The sequence below is a fragment of the Burkholderia sp. MSMB1078WGS genome (assembly GCF_001528895.1).
In the GTDB taxonomy this organism is placed as follows: Bacteria; Pseudomonadota; Gammaproteobacteria; order Burkholderiales; family Burkholderiaceae; genus Burkholderia.
Genome location: NZ_LPDI01000088.1, coordinates 1 through 21,533 on the forward strand (window position 1 = coordinate 1; position 21,533 = coordinate 21,533).

Genomic DNA, 21,533 nt, shown 5'->3' on the forward strand with positions numbered 1-21,533 from the left:
TTGATCGTCTTCGCCTGCTCGTCGGTGAGCAGCGAAGCGTCGAACTTGTCCCACGGAATGTCCTTCTCCATGTCCCAACGGACGGCTTCGAGCGACCTGTAAAGTTCCGGATAAAGCATGGTGTTCATGATGGTCCCACCCCTGTTCTGCGCAATGCGACTTCTCTAAACGTGACTGTTGCCGCGCAAGCGCGCCACGCGCTTTTTGCAGCCAAGACTGTAATTTTACGCGGGAAACCGGCCCACCGGACGCCGATTCCTTGTCCGGCGGCCAGGCGGCCGCGTTGCCGCCATGGAGCATGCCGCCACCCCGCTCAATTCGGACGGGGCCGGACGCGCATGCCTGAGTGGGGGCCGGCGCTGGCCGGCTCGATGGCGCACCCGTCCCCTGCCCCACGCGGGTTCCCCGATAGGTCCCGTGCGGATGCCGAATCGGCGGGCTGCTCGATATGGTATATACGGCGGCGGCCATGATAGCACGCGTGCATGACGGTTCCGAGACGCCGGCCCGGTCGCGTGCCGCCAGCCGCGGTGCGGCGATCGGTCGCGGCCGACCGTCGCGAAAACACAACCTTACAGTGCGCCTGCGCGTGTCAGACCCGCATTTCACCGGTCGCGAGGCCGTCTTCCGGCGGCGTGCCGGCCGCCGGCGCGCTGCTGCCGTCCGCGTGCGCGATCCAGTCGGCGAGCGTCTCCCGCTGCGCCCGGCCATCGCGGTAGCCGAGCTCGATCAGCTCGCGCGTGAACGCCTCCTCGAACAGCAGGTAGCTGGCGAAGGACGCGCCGGCCGGCTGGCTGCCGCCGATCGCGCCGAGCAGCCCGCGCATCGTCGCCGGCATCTGCTTCAGGTGCTTCGCGGCAATCAGCTCGATGCGCTCGGACGGCGCGATCGCGAGCACGTCGACGTGCCGCCAGCCGCTGTCGACTTCGACCTGGTGCGGCAGGTGCTCGATCATCCGGTTGATGTGCTCGATCCGTTCGATGTCCGAGCCGATCGAGTCGAGGAACACGCTCGCGAGCACCTGCTGGCCGATCTGCGCGAGCGTCGGGTAGCCGCGTGCCCGGCCCGCGCCGTTCGCGGCCGGAATCTCGGGCCGCGGATCGGCCGCGCCGATGACGACGATCCGGTGCGCGCCGAAGTGGATCGCCGGCGACAGCGGCGCGATCTGCCGGATCGAGCCGTCGCCGAAGTACTCGATCTGCCCGTCGAGCACGAGCGGCACGGCCGGAAACACGAACGGAATGGCCGACGACGCGAGCAGGTGCGACGCCGACAGGTCGACGAGCCGCGCGGTGCGTTGCGCGCGCCGCCACGCCTGGATCGGCTCGGCGGCCTGGTAGAACGTGAGATGCCGGCCGCTCGAATAGCTCAGCGCGGTGATCGCGAGCGCGTGCAGCAGGCGCGCCTCGAGCATCTGCTCGATCCGGTGAAAGCTCAGCTCGCGCTGCAGCAGGTGCGCGAGCGGCGTGTTGTCGAGCAGCCCGCGCGGCGAGCGGCGAGCCGCCCAGCCGAACGTCATCGTCGCGAGCCAGCGCGCGCCGGCGGCCGCGATGCCGAGCCAGTCGGTGCGGTACACGTATTCGGCGCGCAGCGGCTCCCAGAATTCGAGCAGGCGCCGCACGCCATGGGAAAAGTCGTCCGCGTGGCTGGCGATCGACGTCGCGTTGATCGCGCCGGCCGACGAGCCGCACACGACCGCGAACGGCAGCGTGTGCCGCCGCGGATCGGCCTCGCGCGCGATCTCGGCCAGCGCCTTGAGCACGCCGACCTGGTATGCGGCGCGCGCGCCGCCTCCCATCAGAACGAGCGCGAGTCGCATGATCGCCCTGCTACCTGCGCCGCATCACGTCGAGCGCTTCGGCGGACGCGTTTCGGGCGACGAAGCGGCCGCCGCGCGGGCCGCGGCCGAACCGGACGGCTTCGCACGCTTCGCGGCGGGCTTGCGCGACGCAGCCGCGGCCGGCTTCGCGGCCGGTTCCGGCGCGGCAGCGGCCTGCGGCGGCGCGGCGCCCGGCGCGGCAGGCTGCATGCCCGGCTGCGCCATCGCGAGGCTCGCGAGCTGGTTGAATTGCGTTTGCAGCAGATTCCACCAGCCGGCCGGGTCGAACGGCTGCTGCGCGGGGTCGCCCGCCGGCGCATCCGGCGCATCCGGGGCGGACGCTGCGGCGGCCGATGCCGCAGGGTCGGGCGCGGGCGCGGCCTCGCCCGCGGACGCGGTTTTCGCGGCCTGCGCGGCGGCCACAGCCGCTTCCTCGGCCGCCGACATCGAGCTTTGCGCGAACGCACCGAACGCGCGCAGCGTCGCGAGCGTCGCGCGCTGCACCTCGAGCGCCTGGATCGCCGACTGCAGCATCCCGAGATTGAGCTTGAGCCACTGCTCGACCGCACGCAGGTCGGTGATCCGCTTGTCGAGCTCCTCGACGTTCGTGAGCGGCGACATCATGTCGGACATGCTCGACAGCGACGGCGGCAGCCCGTGCGCGGCGCCCGGAAACGGCGCCATCCCGCCGAACGGCGACATCCGGATCATGTCCCACATCCGGTCCATCATGTCGGCGGGCTGGAACCCGGCAAAACCGGCGAAAGGGTTGGCGCCGGAGGCATCGGTCGTCATACGGGCATCCTGGTTGACTGGGGGAGCGAGGCGGCCGCCGTGCGTCGCGCAGCCGCGCGTGGTTCGATCATAGCGCGCACGTCAGAACGGCGCGTCGCCGGGAAACGCGGGCGGGCGCCGCTCGCGCAGCGAACGGATGCCTTCCTGCACGTCGGGCCCCGAAAAACCCATGAATTCGAGCGCGAGCGACGTATCGAAGGTCGGCCCGGCGGTGCGCAGCCAGTTGTTCAGCGCGTACTTGGTCCAGCGGATCGCCGACTGCGACCCGTGCGCGAGCCGCTCGGCCACTTCGTACGCCTTCGGCAGCAGGTCGGCCGGCTCGACCGCGAGCGAGACCAGCCCGATCCGCTCGGCCTCCTCGCCGCTCACGGGCTCGCACAGCATCAGGTAGTACTTCGCCTTCGCCATCCCGCACAGCAGCGGCCACACGATCGCCGCGTGGTCGCCGGCCGCGACGCCGAGCCGCGTGTGGCCGTCGATGATGCGCGCGTCCTTCGCGGCGATCGAGATATCGGCCAGCAGCCCGGCGACGAGCCCCGCGCCGACGGCCGGGCCATGCATCGCCGACACGATCGGCTTGCTGCAGTTGATCACGTTGTAGACGAGGTCGCGCGCCTCGCGCCATACGCGGGCGCGCACGTCGAAATCGTTCGCCATGTCCTCGACGAGCGCGAGATCGCCGCCCGCCGAAAAGCCCTTGCCTTCGCCGCGGATCACCGCGACGCGCGTGTCGGGATCGCGATCGACGTCGCGCCAGATGTCGGCGAGCTCGCGATGCATGCGTGCGTTCGCGGTCGCGAGGCCGCTGCGGTTCGCGCCCTCGCCGCTCATCACGATGTCGAGCACGCCATGGTCGCGGCGCGTCACCTTCAGTGCTTCGTAACCGCCGTACGCGGCAAGATCGGCCATCTGCTGCTCCTTGTTCGACGTGCTCGAACGCTTGAATCGAGTGTAGCCAAGCCCGCGCGGTCAAACATCGGGCGAAACCCGGCGCGCGGACCGAAGGGTTTCGCCGCTGCGTGGCGTGCGCCGCGCCGCTTATGCCGCGCCGTCGGGCGGGGCGACCGACTGCTCGATCGCGCCGAAGATCGACTTGCCGGCCGCGTCGAACATCTCGATGCGCACGGTATCGCCGTAGCGCATGAATTCGGTCTGCGGCGCGCCGTGCTCGATCGTCTCGAGGCAGCGCTTCTCGGCGATGCAGCAGTAGCCGCGCTTCGCGTCCTTGTTCGATACCGTCCCGGAGCCGACGATCGAGCCGGCACGCAGGTTGCGCGTTTTCGCCGCGTGCGCGATCAGCTGGCCGAAGTGGAACACCATGTCGGTGCCGGCGTCGGGCTGGCCGACCTTCTTGCCGTTCCAGTGGACGATCATCGGGCGGTGCACGCGGCCGGCGCGCCACTCGTCGCCGAGCTCGTCGGGCGTGACGGCGACCGGCGCGAACGCGGTGGCCGGCTTGCTCTGGAAGAAGCCGAAGCCCTTCGCGAGTTCGGCCGGAATCAGGTTGCGCAGCGACACGTCGTTTGCGAGCGTGACGAGCCGCACGGCCTTCAGCGCGTCGTCGGGCGACGCGCTCATCGGCACGTCGCCGGTGATCACCGCGACTTCCGCCTCGAAATCGATGCCCCATTCCTCGGACGGGCACACGACGTCGTCGCGCGGCCCCAGGAAATCGTCGCTGCCGCCCTGGTACATCAGCGGATCGGTCCAGAACTCGGGCGGCATCTCGGCACCGCGCGCGCGGCGCACCAGTTCGACGTGGTTCACGTACGCGGAGCCGTCGGCCCACTGGAACGCGCGCGGCAGCGGCGCCATGCAGTTGGCCGGATCGAACGCGAACGCGTTGCGCGCGCGGCCGTGGTTCAGCGCGTCGTACAGGTCGCGCAGTTGCGGCGCATAGAACGCCCAGTCGTCGAGGACGCGCTGCAGCGTCGGCGCGATCGCATCGGCAATCGCCGCGGTGTGCAGGTCGCGCGACACGACGATCAGCTGGCCGTCGCGCGTGCCGTCCTTCAGCGAAGCAAGTTTCATAGGGGATTGGCCGTTTTAGTGACGATGGAGGGAATCTATTTTACGATGGTGAATCCATGCGGCGCGCCATGATGGCGCACGCCGTTTTCGCCCCGTTTCCTGTCGCATTTTCGCGCACCCGTTGCCCATGCCCGCCAGCCCGCTTCCCGACGACGATCTCGCCGACTCCGATACCGACGACGCCGCCTCCGGCGAGCACGGCGAGAAGGTCCGTTCCGGCATCCAGTCGATCGAGGTCGGCTTCCGCCTGCTCGACGTGCTGACGAGCGAGCCGCGCGCGATGATGCTGCGCGATCTCGCGCAGCGCGCGGGCATGAGCCCGGCGAAGGCGCACCGCTATCTGGTCAGCTTCTCGCGGCTCGGCGTCGTGTCGCAGGATCCCGTCTCGGGCCGCTACGAGCTGGGCGGCTTCGCGTTGCAGATGGGCCTCGCGCGGCTCGCGCGCGTCGACGGCGTGAAGCTCGCGCGGATCGCGCTGACCGAATTCCGCGACCGTCTTGACCAGACGGTCGGCATCGCGGTATGGGGCAACCAGGGGCCGACGATCGTGCACTGGATGGAATCGAGCCATCCGGCGAAGGCGTCGCTGAAGCTCGGCGACGTGATGCCGCTGCTCGGCTCCGCGACGGGGCTGCTGTTCGCCGCGTACCTGCCGCGCAGCAAGACCGCCGCGATGCTCGAGCGCGAACTCGCCGATACGCGCCGCTCGCCGCACCACGGCGGCCCGCGCACGCTCGACGAAGTCGATGCGGTGCTCGCCGACGTGCGCGCGCACCAGGCCGCGCGCGTCGAAGGGATGCTGCTGCCGACGATCCACGCGTTCTGCATGCCGGTGTTCGACGCGGTCGGCGAACTCGCGCTCGCGATCGTCGCGCTCGGCCAGGAAGGCTCGTTCGACATCGCGTGGGGCGGCGAGATCGACACCGCGCTGCGCGCATGCGCACGGAAACTGTCTTACGAACTCGGCTATAGTCCCGACGCACGCGACGCCTGACGCATCGGTTCACGCCACGTCACGCATCGCGAACGCGCGGCGCATCCGACGGTCCGATTCCTGTGGCGCGCGCCGCGCGCCCGACGTCAAGCAAGCGCCCCGATCCCGTTCCGATGCCCATGCAGCCTGCCGACCTTCGCCCGAGTCACGCCCTGCCCCGCCGCTGGCCGCGCGTGGCCGTCGCGCTCGTCGCCGTGCTGGTGCTGCATGCGCTCGCCGGCTTCTGGCTGATGCGCAACCGCGAATCGTTCACGCCGCCGCCGCCCGCCGACATCCCCGTGCAGATCGAATTGCTGAAACCGCAGCCGATCGAGCGCCGGCCGGAGCCGCCGGAGCCGAAGCCGGTCGAACGCCCGGCCGCGCCCAAGGCCGCCGCGCCGCAGGCGGCCCCGCCGAAACCCGCGCCGTCGCAGGAGCCGGTCCTCGCGTCGACGCAGACGGCCGAGCACGGCGAACCGCCGGCTGCCGCCGCATCCGCCGCGAGCGGCGCATCGGGGCCCCCGGGCGCGTCGAGCACACACGCCGCCTCGTCCGCCAGCGCCGGCGCCGCGACACCGGGCCCCGCGACGAGCGGCGTGAAGTTCGCCGTACCGCCGTCCGGCGACCTGCAGTACGACACGTTCTACAACGGCATGCAGAACATGATCGGCACGATCCACTGGCGCACCGACGGGCACACCTACGACCTGTCGGTATCGATGCCCGTGCCGTTCGTCGGCCCGTTCGCCTATCGCAGCGAAGGCCGCATCGACGCATTCGGCGTCGCGCCCGACCGTTACGTCGAGAAGCGCGGCAAGCGGCCGGAAGACATCGCGATCTTCAACCGCGAGATCCGGCAGGTCGTGTTCACGCGCACGCCGAACAACGCGCCGCTGCCCGACGGCGTGCAGGACCGCTTCAGCATGCTGATGCAGTTGTCGGGGCTCGTGCGCGGCAATCCCGCCGCCTACAAACCGGGCGTCACGCAGCAATTCTTCGTGATCGACAACAACAGCGGCGAGACCTGGCCGATCACCGTGATCGGCGACGAACAGGTGCAGACACAGGCCGGCATCATCGCCGCGCGGCACTTCATGCGCTTGCCGCGCCGCGCCGGCGACACGCGCCGCATCGACATGTGGCTCGCGCCGTCGCTCGGCTGGCTGCCCGCGCGGCTCGTGCAGAGCGAGCCGAACGGTGCGCAGATCGAACTGCTGTGGCACGGCCGCCTCGCCGCACCGAACGTGCCTGCCGATACCGCACCGCCAAGCGGCGCAACGAACGCGCCCGCCGCCGCACCGGCCGCCGATGCATCGGCCGCGCCGCCCGCGCAAACTGCACCGCCCGCGACGATGCAACCGCCTGCCTCATCGGCTGTCACACAGTGAACGCGCACGAATCGGCAATTTCGACCGACTACAGATTTCCGAAAAATGGCCGATGACACTCTTTAACAACTATTTCAGTCCACCGGCTCACAATGAGAAACGTTTGATAGACATCGGCTTCTAACCGATACACCCCACGCAAACGGGAGAACGGGGTGTGCAGCGCAAGCCCCTTGAAACCGGCAAGGCTCGCCCCACCTAGGGGACAACAAGGCCAGATGCCACTGCGAAGAGGAGTGCCGCCATGCAAATGATCTACAACAGCCCCAACTACTGCGTCGTCGAATTTGCGCCGCAGGCCGGCCATCACCTGATGAATGCCGGCGGATACGAAATCGTCGACAAGAACGCGCAGCGCGAAATCTTCATCGACGGCGAACTTGCCGAGCGATTCCGCGCGCACGTGAAGCAGCTGATCGAGGATGAACCGTCGCTCGACGAAGTCGACGAATTCCTCGGACAATTCGACAGCCTGATGATGATGCCCGTCGTGCTGCACTGACGACTCGCGGCCCGGCGCGTCGCGCGGCCGGGCCATTCGCCGCGCACCCGCGCGGCGCCGCGTGCACTCCGATCCTGCCCCCGTCCGGTTCGCCGGCGGGGGCTTTCATTTGACGGGCCGTCCGGCCGGCGCGGCAAGGGTCGGCACCCCCTTGACGCACCGGCTACAATGACGGTTTTCCGTCTTCGCCGGTCTTCCGCCCATGTCTGCGACTCCTCTCGCCGCTTCCGTCCCGCTCGACGCGCCCTATACGCGCGGCGCCGCCCTGCCCGCGCTGCTGAAATCGCGCATCCTGATCCTCGACGGCGCGATGGGCACGATGATCCAGCGCTACAAGCTCGACGAGGCCGCGTATCGCGGCGAGCGCTTCAAGGATTTCCCGCGCGACATCAAGGGCAACAACGAGCTGCTGTCGCTCACGCAGCCGCAGATCATCCGCGAGATCCACGACCAGTACTTCGCGGCCGGCGCCGACATCGTCGAAACCAACACGTTCGGCGCGACGACCGTCGCGCAGGCCGACTACGGGATGGAAGAGCTCGTCGTCGAGATGAACGTCGAATCCGCGAAGCTCGCACGCGAATCGGCCGCGAAATACGCGACGCCGGACAAGCCGCGCTTCGTCGCCGGCGCGATCGGGCCGACGCCGAAGACGGCCAGCATCTCGCCGGACGTCAACGATCCGGGCGCGCGCAACGTCACGTTCGACGAACTGCGCACGTCGTACTACCAGCAGGCGAAGGCGCTGCTCGACGGCGGCGTCGACCTGTTCCTCGTCGAGACGATCTTCGACACGCTGAACGCCAAGGCCGCGCTGTTCGCGCTCGACGAGCTGTTCGAGGACACCGGCGAGCGCCTGCCGATCATGATCTCGGGTACCGTCACCGATGCGTCCGGCCGAATCCTGTCGGGCCAGACGGTAGAAGCGTTCTGGAATTCGCTGCGTCACGCGAAGCCGCTCACGTTCGGCCTGAACTGCGCGCTCGGCGCGGCGCTGATGCGCCCGTACATCGCCGAGCTCGCGAAGCTGTGCGACACCTACGTGTCGTGCTACCCGAACGCGGGCCTGCCGAACCCGATGAGCGACACCGGTTTCGACGAAACCCCCGACGTCACGTCGGGCCTGCTGAAGGAATTCGCGCAGGCCGGGCTCGTGAACCTCGCGGGCGGCTGCTGCGGCACGACGCCCGAGCACATCGCCGAGATCGCGAAGGCGCTCGCCGGCGTGAAGCCGCGCCGCTGGCCGAACCAGTACAGCGACAACGCCTGACCCGACCGCCCCACGTCCTTCATCACCAGAATCCGCACCGCCATGACCGATCACATGATGCGCCTTGCCGGCCTCGAGCCGTTCAACGTCACGCCCGGGACGCTCTTCATCAACGTCGGCGAACGCACCAACGTCACCGGCTCGAAGGCGTTCGCACGGATGATCCTCAACGGCCAGTTCGACGAGGCGCTCGCCGTCGCGCGCCAGCAGGTCGAGAACGGCGCGCAGGTGATCGACGTCAACATGGACGAGGCGATGCTCGATTCGAAGGCGGCGATGGTGCGCTTCCTGAACCTGATCGCGTCGGAGCCCGACATCGCGCGCGTGCCGATCATGATCGACTCGTCGAAGTGGGACGTGATCGAAGCCGGCCTCAAGTGCGTGCAGGGCAAGGCGATCGTGAACTCGATCTCGCTGAAGGAGGGCGAGGATGCGTTCCGCCACCACGCGAACCTGATCCGCCGCTACGGCGCGGCCGCGGTCGTGATGGCATTCGACGAAACCGGCCAGGCCGACACCTACGAACGCAAGACCGAGATCTGCAAGCGCTCGTACGACTTCCTCGTGAACGAAGTCGGCTTCCCGCCGGAAGACATCATCTTCGACCCGAACATCTTCGCGGTCGCGACCGGCATCGACGAGCACAACAACTACGCGGTCGACTTCATCGAGGCGACCCGCTGGATCAAGCAGAACCTGCCGTACGCGAAGGTGAGCGGCGGCGTGTCGAACGTGTCGTTCTCGTTCCGCGGCAACGACCCGGTGCGCGAGGCGATCCACACCGTGTTCCTGTATCACGCGATCCAGGCCGGGATGGACATGGGGATCGTGAACGCGGGCCAGCTCGGCGTGTACGCGGATCTCGATCCCGAACTGCGCGAGCGCGTCGAGGACGTGATCCTGAACCGCCGGCCGGATTCGACCGACCGCCTGCTCGAGATCGCCGACAAGTTCAAGACCGGCGCCGCGAAGAAGGAAGAAAACCTCGAATGGCGCAACCAGCCGGTCGAGAAGCGGCTCGCGCATGCGCTCGTGCACGGGATCACGAACTTCATCGTCGAGGACACCGAAGAAGCGCGCGCGAAGATCGCCGCCGCCGGCGGTCGCCCGATCAACGTGATCGAAGGGCCGCTGATGGACGGGATGAACATCGTCGGCGACCTGTTCGGCCAGGGCAAGATGTTCCTGCCGCAGGTCGTGAAGTCGGCGCGCGTGATGAAGCAGGCGGTCGCCCACCTGATCCCGTTCATCGAGGAAGAAAAGCGCCTGCTCGCGGAAGCCGGCGGCGACGTGCGCGCGAAGGGCAAGATCGTCATCGCGACCGTGAAGGGCGACGTGCACGACATCGGCAAGAACATCGTGTCGGTCGTGCTCCAGTGCAACAACTTCGAAGTGGTCAACATGGGCGTGATGGTCCCGTGCAACGAGATCCTCGCGAAGGCGAAGGTCGAAGGCGCGGACATCATCGGGCTGTCGGGCCTCATCACGCCGAGCCTCGAGGAAATGGCGTACGTCGCGTCCGAAATGCAGCGCGACGACTACTTCCGCGTGAAGAAGATCCCGCTCCTGATCGGCGGCGCCACGACGTCGCGCGTGCACACGGCCGTGAAGATCGCGCCGCACTACGAAGGCCCGGTCGTCTACGTGCCGGATGCGTCGCGCTCGGTGTCGGTCGCGTCGAACCTGCTGTCCGACGAAGGCGCCGCGAAGTACCTCGACGAGCTGAAGTCCGACTACGAACGCATCCGCGACCAGCACGCGAATCGCAAGGCGCAGCCGATGGTCACGCTCGAGCAGGCGCGCGCGAACAAGACCAAGGTCGATTGGGCCGGCTACCAGCCGGTGAAGCCGAAGTTCATCGGCCGCCGCGTGTTCAGGAATTACGACCTGAACGAGCTCGCGAACTACATCGACTGGGGCCCGTTCTTCCAGACCTGGGACCTCGCGGGGCCGTACCCGGCGATCCTGAACGACGAAATCGTCGGCGAATCGGCCCGGCGCGTGTTTTCGGACGCGAAGTCAATGCTCGCGCGCCTGATCCAGGGCCGCTGGCTGACCGCGAACGGCGTGATCGCGCTGTTGCCGGCGAACACGGTGAACGACGACGACATCGAGATCTACAGCGACGAGTCGCGCTCGGAAGTGCTGCTCACGTGGCGCAACCTGCGCCAGCAGAGCGTGCGCCCGGTGGTCGACGGCGTGATGCGGCCGAACCGCTCGCTCGCCGATTTCATCGCGCCGAAGGAATCGGGCGTCGCCGACTACATCGGGATGTTCGCGGTGACGGCCGGCCTCGGCGTCGACGCGAAGGAAAAGCAGTTCGAAGCCGACCACGACGATTACAGCGCGATCATGCTGAAGGCGCTCGCCGACCGTTTCGCAGAAGCGTTCGCGGAAGCGATGCACGCACGCGTGCGGCGCGAGCTGTGGGGCTACGCGAGCGGCGAGACGCTCGACAACGACGCGCTGATCGCCGAGAAGTACGCGGGCATCCGCCCCGCGCCCGGCTACCCGGCCTGCCCCGATCACCTCGTGAAACGCGACATGTTCGACGTGCTGCACGCGGACGAGATCGGCATGAGCGTGACGGATTCGCTGGCGATGCTGCCGGCGGCGAGCGTGTCGGGCTTCTACCTCGCGCATCCGGACAGCCGCTATTTCTCGGTCGGCAAAATCGGGCAGGATCAGCTCGAGGACTACGCGCAGCGCATGGCGCTGTCGCTCGACGACGCGCGCCGCGCGCTCGCGCCGCAACTCTGATCGATGCAAACGGAGGCTCGGCCTCCTTTTGATCAGACAAAAGAAAAAGCCCGCTCGAAAGCGGGCTTTTTCGTGTCTGGCGAACCTGTCGACCCGCCAAGCAAGGAAGCTCAGAAGCCCCAGTGCACGTCGGCCTCGCCGGCCTTCGCCTCGCGCAGCATCGCCAGGAACGGCGCGACGCGCTGGGCCAGGCTCGGCGGCACTTCGTGGTGCGCGTGGTCGGCTTCGTCCTCGTGGAAATGGCCGGCGTGCTCGGCACGCTCCTGCTTCGCCTGCGCGACCGCGCCTTCCAGCTTGGCGATCGCGTGGTCCAGTTCGTCGTGCGTGATCACACCGCGCTCGCCCAGCTGCTTGCCGACGAGACCCAGCACATACACGGCGAAATCCTTCAGCACGTCGAGATCCTGTGCCGCCTTGCTCTTGAACGTAATCATGACAATTCCCTTTTCATCTTGTTGTGCCTGCGCGGCGCGGTTGGGGAACGCCGCCAGACCGGCGTCCGGCCTCGCGGACGCGGGCCGCCTGAGCGGCATATTAGCACCTGTTAAAATTCTGCGATCCCTGAAACGCGCGCTTAAAAAGCGCGCCGGCGGCCCGGCGTTTCCGGCCGCCACCAACGAAGCCTTCTACCAGCATGCTGCCAGCACACAAACAGACCCTCGAAGCCCTGCTCGCGGATAGCGTCAAGCAGGTCGCACACGCGCTGAAAGGCGCCGACGCGGCATTCGTCGCCCCGGCCATCACGCTGGAGCGCCCGAAGGTCGCCGCGCACGGCGACGTCGCGTGCAACGTCGCGATGCAGCTCGCGAAGCCGCTCGGCACGAACCCGCGCCAGCTCGCCGAACAGATCGTCGCCGCACTCACCGCGCAGCCGGCCGCGCAAGGCCTCGTCGAAGCCGCCGAGATCGCCGGCCCCGGCTTCATCAACCTGCGCCTGTCGGCCGCCGCGAAGCAGGCGGTGATCGCCGCCGTGTTCGACCAGGGCCGCGCGTTCGGCACGTCGGATCGCGAGAAAGGCAAGCAGGTGCTGCTCGAATTCGTGTCGGCCAACCCGACCGGCCCGCTGCACGTCGGCCACGGCCGCCAGGCCGCGCTCGGCGACGTGCTCGCGAACGTGATCGCGAGCCAGGGCTACGCGGTGCACCGCGAGTTCTACTACAACGACGCGGGCGTGCAGATCGGCAACCTGGCGATCTCGACGCAGGCGCGTGCCCGCGGCCTGAAGCCGGGCGATGCGGGCTGGCCGGAAGCCGCGTACAACGGCGAATACATCGCCGACATCGCGCGCGACTACCTGAACGGCGAAACGGTCGCCGCATCGGACGGCGAGCCGGTCAAGGGCGCGGGCGACGTCGAGGATCTCGACGCGATCCGCAAGTTCGCGGTCACGTACCTTCGTCGCGAGCAGGACATGGACCTGCAGGCGTTCGGCGTGAAGTTCGACCAGTACTACCTCGAATCGTCGCTGTACAGCGAAGGCCGCGTCGAGAAGACGGTCGACGCGTTGATCAAGGCCGGCATGACCTACGAGCAGGACGGCGCGCTGTGGCTGCGCACGACCGACGAAGGCGACGACAAGGATCGCGTGATGCGCAAGTCGGACGGCACGTACACGTACTTCGTGCCGGACGTCGCGTATCACGTGACGAAGTGGGAGCGCGGCTTCACGAAGGTGATCAACATCCAGGGTTCGGACCACCACGGCACGATCGCGCGCGTGCGCGCCGGCCTGCAGGGGCTGCACATCGGGATCCCGAAGGGCTATCCCGACTATGTGCTGCACAAGATGGTCACCGTGATGCGCGACGGCCAGGAAGTGAAGATCTCGAAGCGCGCGGGCAGCTACGTGACGGTGCGCGACCTGATCGAATGGTCGGGCGGCGCGGCGGCGGGCCAGGAAGCGGCGCCCGACCTGATCGACGAGGCGACCATCACGCGCGGCCGCGACGCGGTGCGTTTCTTCCTGATCTCGCGCAAGGCCGATACCGAGTTCGTGTTCGACATCGACCTCGCGCTGAAACAGAACGACGAGAACCCGGTCTATTACGTCCAGTACGCGCACGCGCGGATCTGCTCGGTGCTCAACGAACTGAAGTCGCGCTACAACGTCGACGTCGCGCAACTGCCGGGCGCCGACCTGTCGCAGCTGACCAGCGCGCAAGCGGCATCGCTGATGCAGAAGCTGGCCGAGTACCCGGACATGCTCACGCATGCGGCGAACGAACTCGCGCCGCACGCGGTCGCGTTCTACCTGCGCGATCTCGCTGGCGAATTCCACTCGTTCTACAATGCGGAGCGCGTGCTGGTCGACGACGAAGCGCCGCGCAACGCGCGCGCCGCGCTGCTTGCTGCGACCCGGCAGGTGCTCGAGAACGGCCTGGCGGTGCTCGGCGTATCCGCGCCCGTCAAGATGTAAGGATGTCAGCGCGGCCCCGAACCGGGCCGCGAATGGCCGCGGCAGCGCCCGCCGCCGGATGCCCGTCGCCGGATGCCCGTCGCAGCCTTTTCACGATTCTTTTTGCAGGTGACTCAAGCAATGGCACAACCACGCCGCACTTCGAAACAATCGAAACAAGCCGGAGGAACATTTCTTGGAATCGTGCTGGGCCTGATCGTCGGCCTCGCGATCGCCGTGGTGGTGGCGCTCTACATCACGCGTTCGCCGTCGCCGTTCGTGTCGAAGGTCGCGCCGCCGCCGGCCGACAACGGCGCGAGCCAGCCGCAGCAGTTCGACCCGAACCGCGCGCTGCAGGGCAAGACGCCCGGCCAGCCGGTGCCGCAGGCCGCGCAGCCCGCACCGCCGAACACCGCGCCCGGCCAGGCCGCGAACCAGACCCAGGGCGGCCTGCTGCCCGAGCCGCAGATCGTCGAAGTGCCGCCGTCGGGCAACACGAACGGCGCCACCGGCTCGAGCAACACCACCGCATCGAACACGCCGTCGTCGGGCAACGGCGTCGCCGTCGCACCGAAGCCGGCCGACACCACGCCGCCGCCGAAGAAGACGCAGCAGGCGCAGCAACAGCAGCAAGGCGGCGAGGACGACCTCGCACGCTTCGCCGCGCAGAAGCAGGCGCAGCAAGCCGCCGCGCAAAAGCAGCAGCAACAGCAGCAGGCCGCGAACACGCCGAAGCCGACGTCGTCGGCCACGGCCGCGGCGGCAGCGAAGCCGCCGACCGCGAACGACGCGAACACCGGCTACTTCCTGCAGGTCGGTGCGTACAAGACGGAAGGCGATGCCGAGCAGCAGCGTGCGCGCCTCGGCTTCCAGGGTTTCGAATCGAAGGTGTCGAAGCGCGACGTCAGCGGCGTGACCTATTTCCGCGTGCGCGTCGGCCCGTTCTCGAAGTTCGAGGATATGAACTCGGCCCGTCAGCGCCTGTCCGATGCAGGTGTCGATACGGCGGTGATCCGCTTCACGAAGCAGTAAGCAGCCGGCCGCACCCACGCAGAACCCGTTACGTTTCGTAACCCGAGCAACCGATTCGACGTCCACAACATGAAAAAACTGCTTAGCACGCTCCTTCTGTCCCTCGGCCTGGCTGCTGGCCTGGCCCAGGCGACGCCCGCCGCCCCGGTGTCCGGCAAGGACTTCGAGGTGATGAAGTCGCCGCAGCCGGTGTCCGCGCCGGCCGGCAAGGTCGAGGTGATCGAGTTCTTCTGGTACGGCTGCCCGCACTGCTACGAATTCGAGCCGACGATCGAGGCCTGGGTGAAGAAACAGGGCAACAACATCGACTTCAAGCGCGTGCCGGTCGCGTTCCGTGACGATTTCCTCCCGCACTCGAAGCTGTTCTATGCGGTGTCCGCACTCGGCATCTCCGAGAAGGTCACGCCGGCGATCTTCAACGCGATCCACAAGCAGAAGAACTACCTGCTGACGCCGCAGGCGCAGGCCGACTTCCTGGCCACGCAGGGCGTCGACAAGAAGAAGTTCATGGACGCGTACAACTCGTTCAGCGTGCAGGGCGAGGTGAACCAGTCGGCCAAGCTGCTGAAGGACTACGCGATCGACGGCGTGCCGACGGTCGTCGTGCAGGGCAAGTACAAGACGGGCCCCGCTTACACGAACAGCATCCCGGGTACCGCGCAGGTGCTCGACTTCCTCGTGAAGCAGGTCCAGGACAAGAAGCTCTGATCCCCGCCCGCGCGCCGGCATGACTACTCCGCTGAAGGTCTTCATCACCGGCGCGTCGAGCGGCCTCGGCCTCGCGATGGCCGAGGAATACGCCCGCCAGGGCGCCACGCTCGCGCTCGTCGCGCGACGCACCGATGCACTCGATGCGTTCGCGCGGCGTTTCCCGAAGCTGTCCGTCTCCGTCTATTCCGCCGACGTGCGCGACGCCGATGCGCTCGCAACGGCCGCCGCGTCGTTCATCGCCGCGCACGGCTGCCCCGACGTCGTGATCGCGAACGCGGGCATCAGCCAAGGCGCCGTCACGGGCCAGGGCGATCTCGCGGCGTTCCGCGACGTGATGGACATCAACTACTACGGGATGGTCGCGACGTTCGAGCCGTTCGTCGGCCCGATGACGGCCGCGCGCCACGGCACGCTGGTCGGCGTCGCGAGCGTCGCCGGCGTGCGCGGACTGCCCGGCTCCGGCGCGTACAGCGCGTCGAAATCGGCCGCGATCAAGTATCTCGAGGCATTGCGCGTCGAGCTGCGCCCGGCCGGCGTCGGCGTCGTGACGATCGCGCCCGGCTACATTCGCACGCCGATGACCGCGCACAACCCATACCGGATGCCGTTCCTGATGGACGCCGACCGCTTCGCCGCGCGCGCCGCACGCGCGATCGCCCGGCAGCACGCATTCCGCGTGATTCCGTGGCAAATGGGTGTCGTCGCGAAGGTGCTGCACGTGCTGCCGCGCTGGCTGTACGATCGCCTGTTCGAAAAGGCGCCGCGCAAGCCGAAGGCCGGCGCGCACTGACGATCCGCCGAAGCGGCGTGCGATGTACGCCGGGCCGTCTCGCCGCGCCGACGCGTCGACGCGCCGGTTTGCGGCACCTTCCACGGCATCTTCACCGCGTTCGCCGCATGCTTCGGCGCGCCGGCCCGCCTCTGCGCCGCCCCGCTCTCCCGCCCCGCCCGCCGCCTCGCCCCGCCCGCCGCTTCCGCCGCACCTTTCGCTGCATCGACGCCCGTTCCGTCGCGAACGCAGCCGTTTTTCGGTCAATTCGCCGCGTTCCGGCGCCTTTTTTCACGCGTCGCGCGCTTTGACGGTATGCTATTCGCCAGCCGCGCCGGCCCTGCCTGCTTTCGGGCCGCGCCCGCCTCCGTCATCCAGCGAAAAACACGAGCCACGTGGGAGATCCTATGCACGTCAAGCTGTTCGCCGCGGCCGCCGTCGCCGCCGCCCTTGCCGCCCCCGGCCTCGCCGCCGCCAAGCCGCTCACCGTCTGCACGGAATCGAGCCCGGACGGCTTCGACGTCGTGCAGTACAACTCGCTCGTCACGACCAACGCATCGGCCGACGTGATCTTCAACACGCTCGTGTCCTACGACGAAGCCGCGAAGAAGGTGGTGCCCGCGCTCGCCGACAAATGGGAAGCCAGCGCCGACGGCCTCACGTACACGTTCCACCTGCGCCCGAACGTCGCGTTCCAGACCACCGACTATTTCAAGCCGGGCCGCCCACTGAACGCGGACGACGTCGTGTTCACATTCAGCCGGATGCTCGACGATGCGAACCCGTGGCACAAGGTGGCCGGCGCGAGCGGCTTCCCGCATGCGCAGTCGATGGGCCTCGTGAAGCTCGTGAAGTCGGTCGCGAAGGTCGACGACAGCACGGTGAAGTTCGTGCTGAACGAACCGAACGCGACGTTCGTGCCGATCCTGACGATGGGCTTCGCGTCGATCTACTCGGCCGAATACGCCGACCAGTTGCTGAAGGCCGGCAAGCAGGCCGACCTGAACGCGAAGCCGGTCGGCACCGGCCCGTTCGTGCTGAAGAGCTACACGAAGGACGCGCTGATCCGCTACGACGCGAATCCGACGTACTGGGGCACGAAGCCGAAGGTCGACCGGCTGATCTACGCGATCACGCCCGACCCGTCGGTGCGCCTGCAGAAGGTGAAGGCCGGCGAATGCCAGATCGCGCTGTCGCCGAAGCCGCAGGACGTGCTCGCCGCGAAGGGCGAAAGCGCGCTGAAGGTCGTGCAGACGCCTGCGTTCATGACCGCGTTCGTCGCGCTGAACACGCAGAAGAAACCGCTCGACAACGACAAGGTGCGCGAGGCGCTGAATCTCGCGTTCGACCGCGCGACCTACCTGAAGGTCGTGTTCGACAATACCGCGACGGCCGCGAACAACCCGTATCCGCCGAACACGTGGAGCTACGCGAAGGACGTCGCGCCGTATGCGTACGATCCCGCGAAGGCGAAACAGTTGCTCGCGCAGGCCGGCTTCCCGAACGGTTTCTCGACGACCATCTGGACGCGCCCGACCGGCAGCGTGCTGAACCCGAACCCGAAGGTCGGCGCGGAACTGCTGCAGGCCGACCTCGCGAAGATCGGCGTGAAGGCCGAGGTCAAGGTGATCGAATGGGGCGAGCTGATCAAGCAGGCGAAGCTCGGCCAGCATGACATGCTGTTCATGGGCTGGGCCGGCGACAACGGCGATCCGGACAACTATCTGTCGCCGCTGTTCAGTTGCAACGCGGTGAAGTCGGGCATCAACTTCGCGCGCTTCTGCGATGCGCAGCTCGACAAGCTGATCGCCGACGGCAAGTCGACCGCCGACCAGGCCAAGCGCGCGAAGCTGTACGAAAGCGCGCAGAAGATCATCCACGACCAGGCGCTGTGGATCCCGCTCGGCTACCCGACCGCGGCCGCGCTCACGCGCACGAACGTGAGCGGCTATCGCGTGAGTCCGTTCGGGCGGCAGAACTTCACGACGGTCGCCGTGCAGTAACCGCGCGTGGCGCGCAGGCGACGGCGCGTGCGCCGCTCGCTTGCGGCCCGCGCGCCGCGCTTGCTACACTGCGCGCCTGTTCCTCCTGCCGGACGCCAGCCAAAGTGAACAATTAAGCCTTCCCGAAATGTTTTCGCCGCCCGTGCCATGCACGCCGCGCGCGAAGGTCTTCACGCATTTTTGGAGGTGCTGATGGCTGCAGCCACGCCCACCGGCGCGCTCGTCGCGCTTCATCACGTTTCCTTCCGCTTCGACGACGGCGTCACGCTGTTCGATTCGCTCGACCTTTCCATCGACCGCACGCCGACCGGCATCGTCGGCCGCAACGGCGTCGGCAAGAGCCTGCTCGCGCAACTGATCGCGGGCCGCCGCGCGCCGAGCGCGGGTGCCGTCGAGCGGCATACGCAGGTCGCCTACGTCGCGCAGCAGCACGACCGCGACGACACGGCGGCCGCCCCGCGCACCGTCGCGCAGATCGCCGCACTCGATGCGCCGCTCGGTGCGCTCGCGCGTCTCGCCAACGGCCACGCGGTGCCGCACGACTTCGACCTGATCGGCGATCGCTGGGATCTCGCGGCGCGGCTGCGCACCGCGCTCGACGCGGCCGGCCTGCACGACGTCCACGCCGACACGCCCGCGCATACGCTGAGCGGCGGCCAGCTCGCGCGCGTCGCGCTGATCGGCGCGCTGCTGTCGGACGCGGGCCTGCTCGTGCTCGACGAACCGACCAACCATCTCGACGCACCGGGCCGCGCGTGGCTGCGCGCGGCGCTCGACGGCTGGCGCGGCGGGGTCGTCGTCGTGAGCCACGACCGCGCGCTGCTCGCCGGCGTGCAACGCATCGTCGAGCTGACGCCGCACGGTGCGCGCTCGTACGGCGGCAACTACGTGCTCTACCGCGCGCAGCGCGATGCGGAACAGGAAGCCGCGCAAGCGGCGCTCGACCATGCGTGCACCGAGCGCGATCGCGTGCGGCGCAGGCTCGAACGGGAACACGACACGATCCAGCGTCACGCGGCCGGCGCGCTGCGCGACGCCAAGACGGCCAACCTGTCGTCGATGGCGAAACAGCGCCGCAAGGGTGCGGCGCGCAGCATCATGGGACAGGTCCAGCGCCAACAGGACGATTTCAAGGCAACGCTCGACGAACGCGTACAGCAGGCGGCCGCGCGGGTCGACGCCGCCGCGCCCGTGCTGGTGTCGCTGCCGGGCACGGAGGTCAGCGCGCGCCGCCAGTTGTTCACGCTCGAACGCGCGCAACTGCCGTGGCGCGTCGCGGGCGACGCCGGCGAGATCACGTGGTCGGCGAGCGGCGCGGTGCGCATCGCACTGACTGGCCCGAACGGCTGCGGCAAGTCGACGTTGCTGAGGATGCTCGCGGGCGAGCTCGCGCCGCGCGCCGGCACCTGCACGACGCACGTGAGCGCCGCGTATCTCGATCAGCGGCTCGCGCTGCTGGACCTGGAGCGCTCGATCGTCGAACAGTTGAGCCTGCTCGATACGCCGCTTGCCGAAGGCGACCTGCGCAGCCGCCTCGCGCTGCTGCAACTCGACGCGACGCGGGCGACGCAACCGGCGCGGCAACTGAGCGGCGGCGAACGGCTGAAGGCCGCGCTCGCATGCGCGTTGTGGCGCGGCACGCCCGCGCAACTGCTGCTGCTCGACGAGCCGACCAATCACCTCGATCTCGAATCGGTGCGCGCGATCGAAGCGGCGCTGGCCGGCTTCCCGGGTGCGATCGTGGTCGCGTCGCACGACGCCGCGTTTCTCGCGGCGCTCGAACCGACGCACACGATGCAGTGGCAGCGTGACGGGTGGCGCTACGAACCCGTCGCGTAAGGAGAACGAAGCAGTCTCAGCCGGCGGTGCGGAACCGCAGCACCCCGTCGTCGCCCTGTTCGCGCACGAGTTCGCCCGCGAGCCACAGCAGGTTCAGGTGCGCGAGCGCCTCGCCGAGCGCGAACGTCATCTGGTGGATGTCGAGCTCGCGGCGGCGGAACATGATCGGCACGATGTCGGCCGCGCTCCGCGGCTGCTCCGCGCATGCGACGCGCACTTCGGCCAGGCGCGCATCGTGGTGTTCGCGCAGTTGCGCGATGCGCGTGCGCACGCCGCGAAACGGCTTGCCGTGCGACGGCAGCACGAGCGTGTCGGGCGCCATCGTCTCGTAGCGGCCGAGCGACTCGAGATACAACGCGAGCGGGTTCGCTTCCGGCTCGAGATCGAACACCGACACGTTCGTCGAGATGCGCGGCAGCACCATGTCGCCGGAAATCAGCACGCCGTCCGCTTCGCAGTGGAGCGCGCAATGTTCAGGCGAATGGCCGAAGCCGGTGACGACGCGCCACGTACGCGCGCCGATCGCGACCGCGTCGCCTTCGCGCAGGCGCCGGTAGCGCGGCGGCACGGCCGGCACGAGATCCGCGTAATAGCTGCGGCGGTTGCGCAACTTGTCGAGCGCGGCCGGATCGGTCAGCCCGTGGCGCGCGAAGTGATCGGCGGCGGCCGCGCCGCCCGCGTTCGAGCCGTTACCGGCCGCCATCAGGCAGCCGAACAGGTATTCGCCGAGCGTCATCCACAGCCGCACGTTCCAGCGGCCCTTGTCGCCGCCTTCGCACAGCCAGTTCGCGAGGCCGAAGTGATCGGGGTGGCAGTGCGTGACGAGTACGCGCAGCACCGGCAGGCCGTCGAGATGCGTGTCGAAGATCTGCTCCCAGTGCGTGCGGATCGCGTCCGACGCGATCCCGCAATCGACGATCGTCCAGCCGGCCTGCCCGTCGATCTCGTCGCGCAGCAGCCACAGATTGATGTGATCGAGCGAGAACGGCAGCGGCATGCGCAGCCAGCGCACGCCCGGCGCGACCTCGAACGTGTCGCCCGGGGCGGGCAGCGTATCGGCGAAGGGGTAGTCGAGTTGGTGTTCCAGGGCGTTCATCGGTGGGGCGTCTCGTCGTTATCGGTGCGAATGCGTGCCGGCGGCAGGGCGCGGCGGGCGGTGCGTCGATTCTATCGCCGTCGCGCGAAACAGGTGCCCGACGAGCGCCGGCCCGCCGGAAAAAAGTTCGTGTCAGAATCGGTTCCGTAC

The 21,533-nt window shown here is 68.4% G+C and carries 17 protein-coding genes and 1 pseudogene; 11 read left to right on the forward strand and 7 right to left on the reverse strand.

The window, feature by feature from the left end:
- The 5 genes and pseudogenes from WT24_RS34550 to WT24_RS21735 form a co-directional block, all read right to left on the reverse strand.
- Positions 1–128 (reverse strand): annotated as a pseudogene (locus WT24_RS34550) (ferritin-like domain-containing protein); the annotation flags it as partial.
- A 464-nt stretch (positions 129–592) separates the two neighbouring features.
- Complete coding sequence (locus tag WT24_RS21720; RefSeq protein ID WP_059793570.1) at positions 593–1,819, reverse strand: patatin-like phospholipase family protein; 1,227 nt, start codon at positions 1,817–1,819, stop codon at positions 593–595.
- Between the two features lie 24 nt (positions 1,820–1,843).
- Positions 1,844–2,614, reverse strand: a complete 771-nt coding sequence (locus WT24_RS21725; protein WP_060035824.1) for a PhaM family polyhydroxyalkanoate granule multifunctional regulatory protein — start codon at positions 2,612–2,614, stop codon at positions 1,844–1,846.
- Positions 2,615–2,695: 81 nt separating this feature from the next.
- The gene (locus tag WT24_RS21730; protein WP_006495425.1) at positions 2,696–3,523 is read right to left on the reverse strand and encodes an enoyl-CoA hydratase/isomerase family protein; all 828 of its coding nucleotides are present in this window, start codon (positions 3,521–3,523) and stop codon (positions 2,696–2,698) included.
- Positions 3,524–3,652: 129 nt separating this feature from the next.
- The gene (locus WT24_RS21735; protein ID WP_059506352.1) at positions 3,653–4,645 is read right to left on the reverse strand and encodes a fumarylacetoacetate hydrolase family protein; all 993 of its coding nucleotides are present in this window, start codon (positions 4,643–4,645) and stop codon (positions 3,653–3,655) included.
- Between the two features lie 127 nt (positions 4,646–4,772).
- On the opposite strand from WT24_RS21735, the gene WT24_RS21740 reads away from it, so the two are divergent.
- The 5 genes from WT24_RS21740 to metH all read left to right on the forward strand — a co-directional run bounded on the left by WT24_RS21740 (position 4,773) and on the right by metH (position 11,538).
- Positions 4,773–5,639, forward strand: a complete 867-nt coding sequence (locus tag WT24_RS21740; protein ID WP_059506354.1) for an IclR family transcriptional regulator — start codon at positions 4,773–4,775, stop codon at positions 5,637–5,639.
- 113 nt (positions 5,640–5,752) lie between these two features.
- The gene (locus tag WT24_RS21745) at positions 5,753–7,006 is read left to right on the forward strand and encodes a DUF3108 domain-containing protein (RefSeq protein ID WP_060035860.1); all 1,254 of its coding nucleotides are present in this window, start codon (positions 5,753–5,755) and stop codon (positions 7,004–7,006) included.
- Between the two features lie 244 nt (positions 7,007–7,250).
- Positions 7,251–7,508 carry a DUF3567 domain-containing protein gene (locus tag WT24_RS21750; RefSeq protein WP_006477667.1) on the forward strand — a complete coding sequence of 86 codons (258 nt, stop codon included), beginning with the start codon at positions 7,251–7,253 and terminating at the stop codon, positions 7,506–7,508.
- 202 nt (positions 7,509–7,710) lie between these two features.
- Positions 7,711–8,778, forward strand: a complete 1,068-nt coding sequence (locus WT24_RS21755) for a homocysteine S-methyltransferase family protein (protein WP_059793563.1) — start codon at positions 7,711–7,713, stop codon at positions 8,776–8,778.
- Positions 8,779–8,820: 42 nt separating this feature from the next.
- Positions 8,821–11,538 carry a methionine synthase gene (metH, locus tag WT24_RS21760; protein WP_060035825.1) on the forward strand — a complete coding sequence of 906 codons (2,718 nt, stop codon included), beginning with the start codon at positions 8,821–8,823 and terminating at the stop codon, positions 11,536–11,538.
- Between the two features lie 110 nt (positions 11,539–11,648).
- Here the strand turns inward: metH and WT24_RS21765 are convergent, their stop codons facing one another.
- A complete protein-coding gene (locus tag WT24_RS21765) occupies positions 11,649–11,972 on the reverse strand; it encodes a DUF1840 domain-containing protein (protein ID WP_059506360.1) in 324 nt (107 codons plus the stop codon).
- Positions 11,973–12,172: 200 nt separating this feature from the next.
- On the opposite strand from WT24_RS21765, the gene argS reads away from it, so the two are divergent.
- The 6 genes from argS (at position 12,173) to WT24_RS21795 (ending at position 20,287) form a co-directional block, all read left to right on the forward strand.
- On the forward strand, positions 12,173–13,954 hold the full coding sequence (argS, locus tag WT24_RS21770; RefSeq protein ID WP_059506362.1) for an arginine--tRNA ligase: 1,782 nt from the start codon (positions 12,173–12,175) through the stop codon (positions 13,952–13,954).
- 120 nt (positions 13,955–14,074) lie between these two features.
- On the forward strand, positions 14,075–14,965 hold the full coding sequence (locus tag WT24_RS21775) for an SPOR domain-containing protein (protein ID WP_034201311.1): 891 nt from the start codon (positions 14,075–14,077) through the stop codon (positions 14,963–14,965).
- A 69-nt stretch (positions 14,966–15,034) separates the two neighbouring features.
- On the forward strand, positions 15,035–15,673 hold the full coding sequence (locus tag WT24_RS21780) for a thiol:disulfide interchange protein DsbA/DsbL (protein WP_034208512.1): 639 nt from the start codon (positions 15,035–15,037) through the stop codon (positions 15,671–15,673).
- A 19-nt stretch (positions 15,674–15,692) separates the two neighbouring features.
- Positions 15,693–16,466 (forward strand): SDR family oxidoreductase, encoded by a 774-nt coding sequence (locus WT24_RS21785; protein WP_059506366.1) that lies wholly within the window; start codon positions 15,693–15,695, stop codon positions 16,464–16,466.
- A gap of 386 nt (positions 16,467–16,852) precedes the next feature.
- Positions 16,853–18,448: an ABC transporter substrate-binding protein gene (locus WT24_RS21790; protein ID WP_059506368.1), complete on the forward strand. Its 1,596-nt coding sequence runs from the start codon at positions 16,853–16,855 to the stop codon at positions 18,446–18,448.
- A gap of 192 nt (positions 18,449–18,640) precedes the next feature.
- Positions 18,641–20,287, forward strand: a complete 1,647-nt coding sequence (locus tag WT24_RS21795; protein WP_060035861.1) for an ABC-F family ATP-binding cassette domain-containing protein — start codon at positions 18,641–18,643, stop codon at positions 20,285–20,287.
- 16 nt (positions 20,288–20,303) lie between these two features.
- Here the strand turns inward: WT24_RS21795 and WT24_RS21800 are convergent, their stop codons facing one another.
- Positions 20,304–21,383, reverse strand: a complete 1,080-nt coding sequence (locus tag WT24_RS21800; RefSeq protein WP_060035826.1) for an MBL fold metallo-hydrolase — start codon at positions 21,381–21,383, stop codon at positions 20,304–20,306.
- Between the last annotated feature and the right edge of the window lie 150 nt (positions 21,384–21,533).

Coding starts and splice junctions, on each gene's coding strand:
- WT24_RS21720 (WP_059793570.1), bottom strand. CDS start 1,819: ATGCGACTCGCGCTCGTTCTGATGGGAGGCGGCGCGCGCGCCGCATAC.
- WT24_RS21725 (WP_060035824.1), bottom strand. CDS start 2,614: ATGACGACCGATGCCTCCGGCGCCAACCCTTTCGCCGGTTTTGCCGGG.
- WT24_RS21730 (WP_006495425.1), bottom strand. CDS start 3,523: ATGGCCGATCTTGCCGCGTACGGCGGTTACGAAGCACTGAAGGTGACG.
- WT24_RS21735 (WP_059506352.1), bottom strand. CDS start 4,645: ATGAAACTTGCTTCGCTGAAGGACGGCACGCGCGACGGCCAGCTGATC.
- WT24_RS21740 (WP_059506354.1), top strand. CDS start 4,773: ATGCCCGCCAGCCCGCTTCCCGACGACGATCTCGCCGACTCCGATACC.
- WT24_RS21745 (WP_060035860.1), top strand. CDS start 5,753: ATGCCCATGCAGCCTGCCGACCTTCGCCCGAGTCACGCCCTGCCCCGC.
- WT24_RS21750 (WP_006477667.1), top strand. CDS start 7,251: ATGCAAATGATCTACAACAGCCCCAACTACTGCGTCGTCGAATTTGCG.
- WT24_RS21755 (WP_059793563.1), top strand. CDS start 7,711: ATGTCTGCGACTCCTCTCGCCGCTTCCGTCCCGCTCGACGCGCCCTAT.
- metH (WP_060035825.1), top strand. CDS start 8,821: ATGACCGATCACATGATGCGCCTTGCCGGCCTCGAGCCGTTCAACGTC.
- WT24_RS21765 (WP_059506360.1), bottom strand. CDS start 11,972: ATGATTACGTTCAAGAGCAAGGCGGCACAGGATCTCGACGTGCTGAAG.
- argS (WP_059506362.1), top strand. CDS start 12,173: ATGCTGCCAGCACACAAACAGACCCTCGAAGCCCTGCTCGCGGATAGC.
- WT24_RS21775 (WP_034201311.1), top strand. CDS start 14,075: ATGGCACAACCACGCCGCACTTCGAAACAATCGAAACAAGCCGGAGGA.
- WT24_RS21780 (WP_034208512.1), top strand. CDS start 15,035: ATGAAAAAACTGCTTAGCACGCTCCTTCTGTCCCTCGGCCTGGCTGCT.
- WT24_RS21785 (WP_059506366.1), top strand. CDS start 15,693: ATGACTACTCCGCTGAAGGTCTTCATCACCGGCGCGTCGAGCGGCCTC.
- WT24_RS21790 (WP_059506368.1), top strand. CDS start 16,853: ATGCACGTCAAGCTGTTCGCCGCGGCCGCCGTCGCCGCCGCCCTTGCC.
- WT24_RS21795 (WP_060035861.1), top strand. CDS start 18,641: ATGGCTGCAGCCACGCCCACCGGCGCGCTCGTCGCGCTTCATCACGTT.
- WT24_RS21800 (WP_060035826.1), bottom strand. CDS start 21,383: ATGAACGCCCTGGAACACCAACTCGACTACCCCTTCGCCGATACGCTG.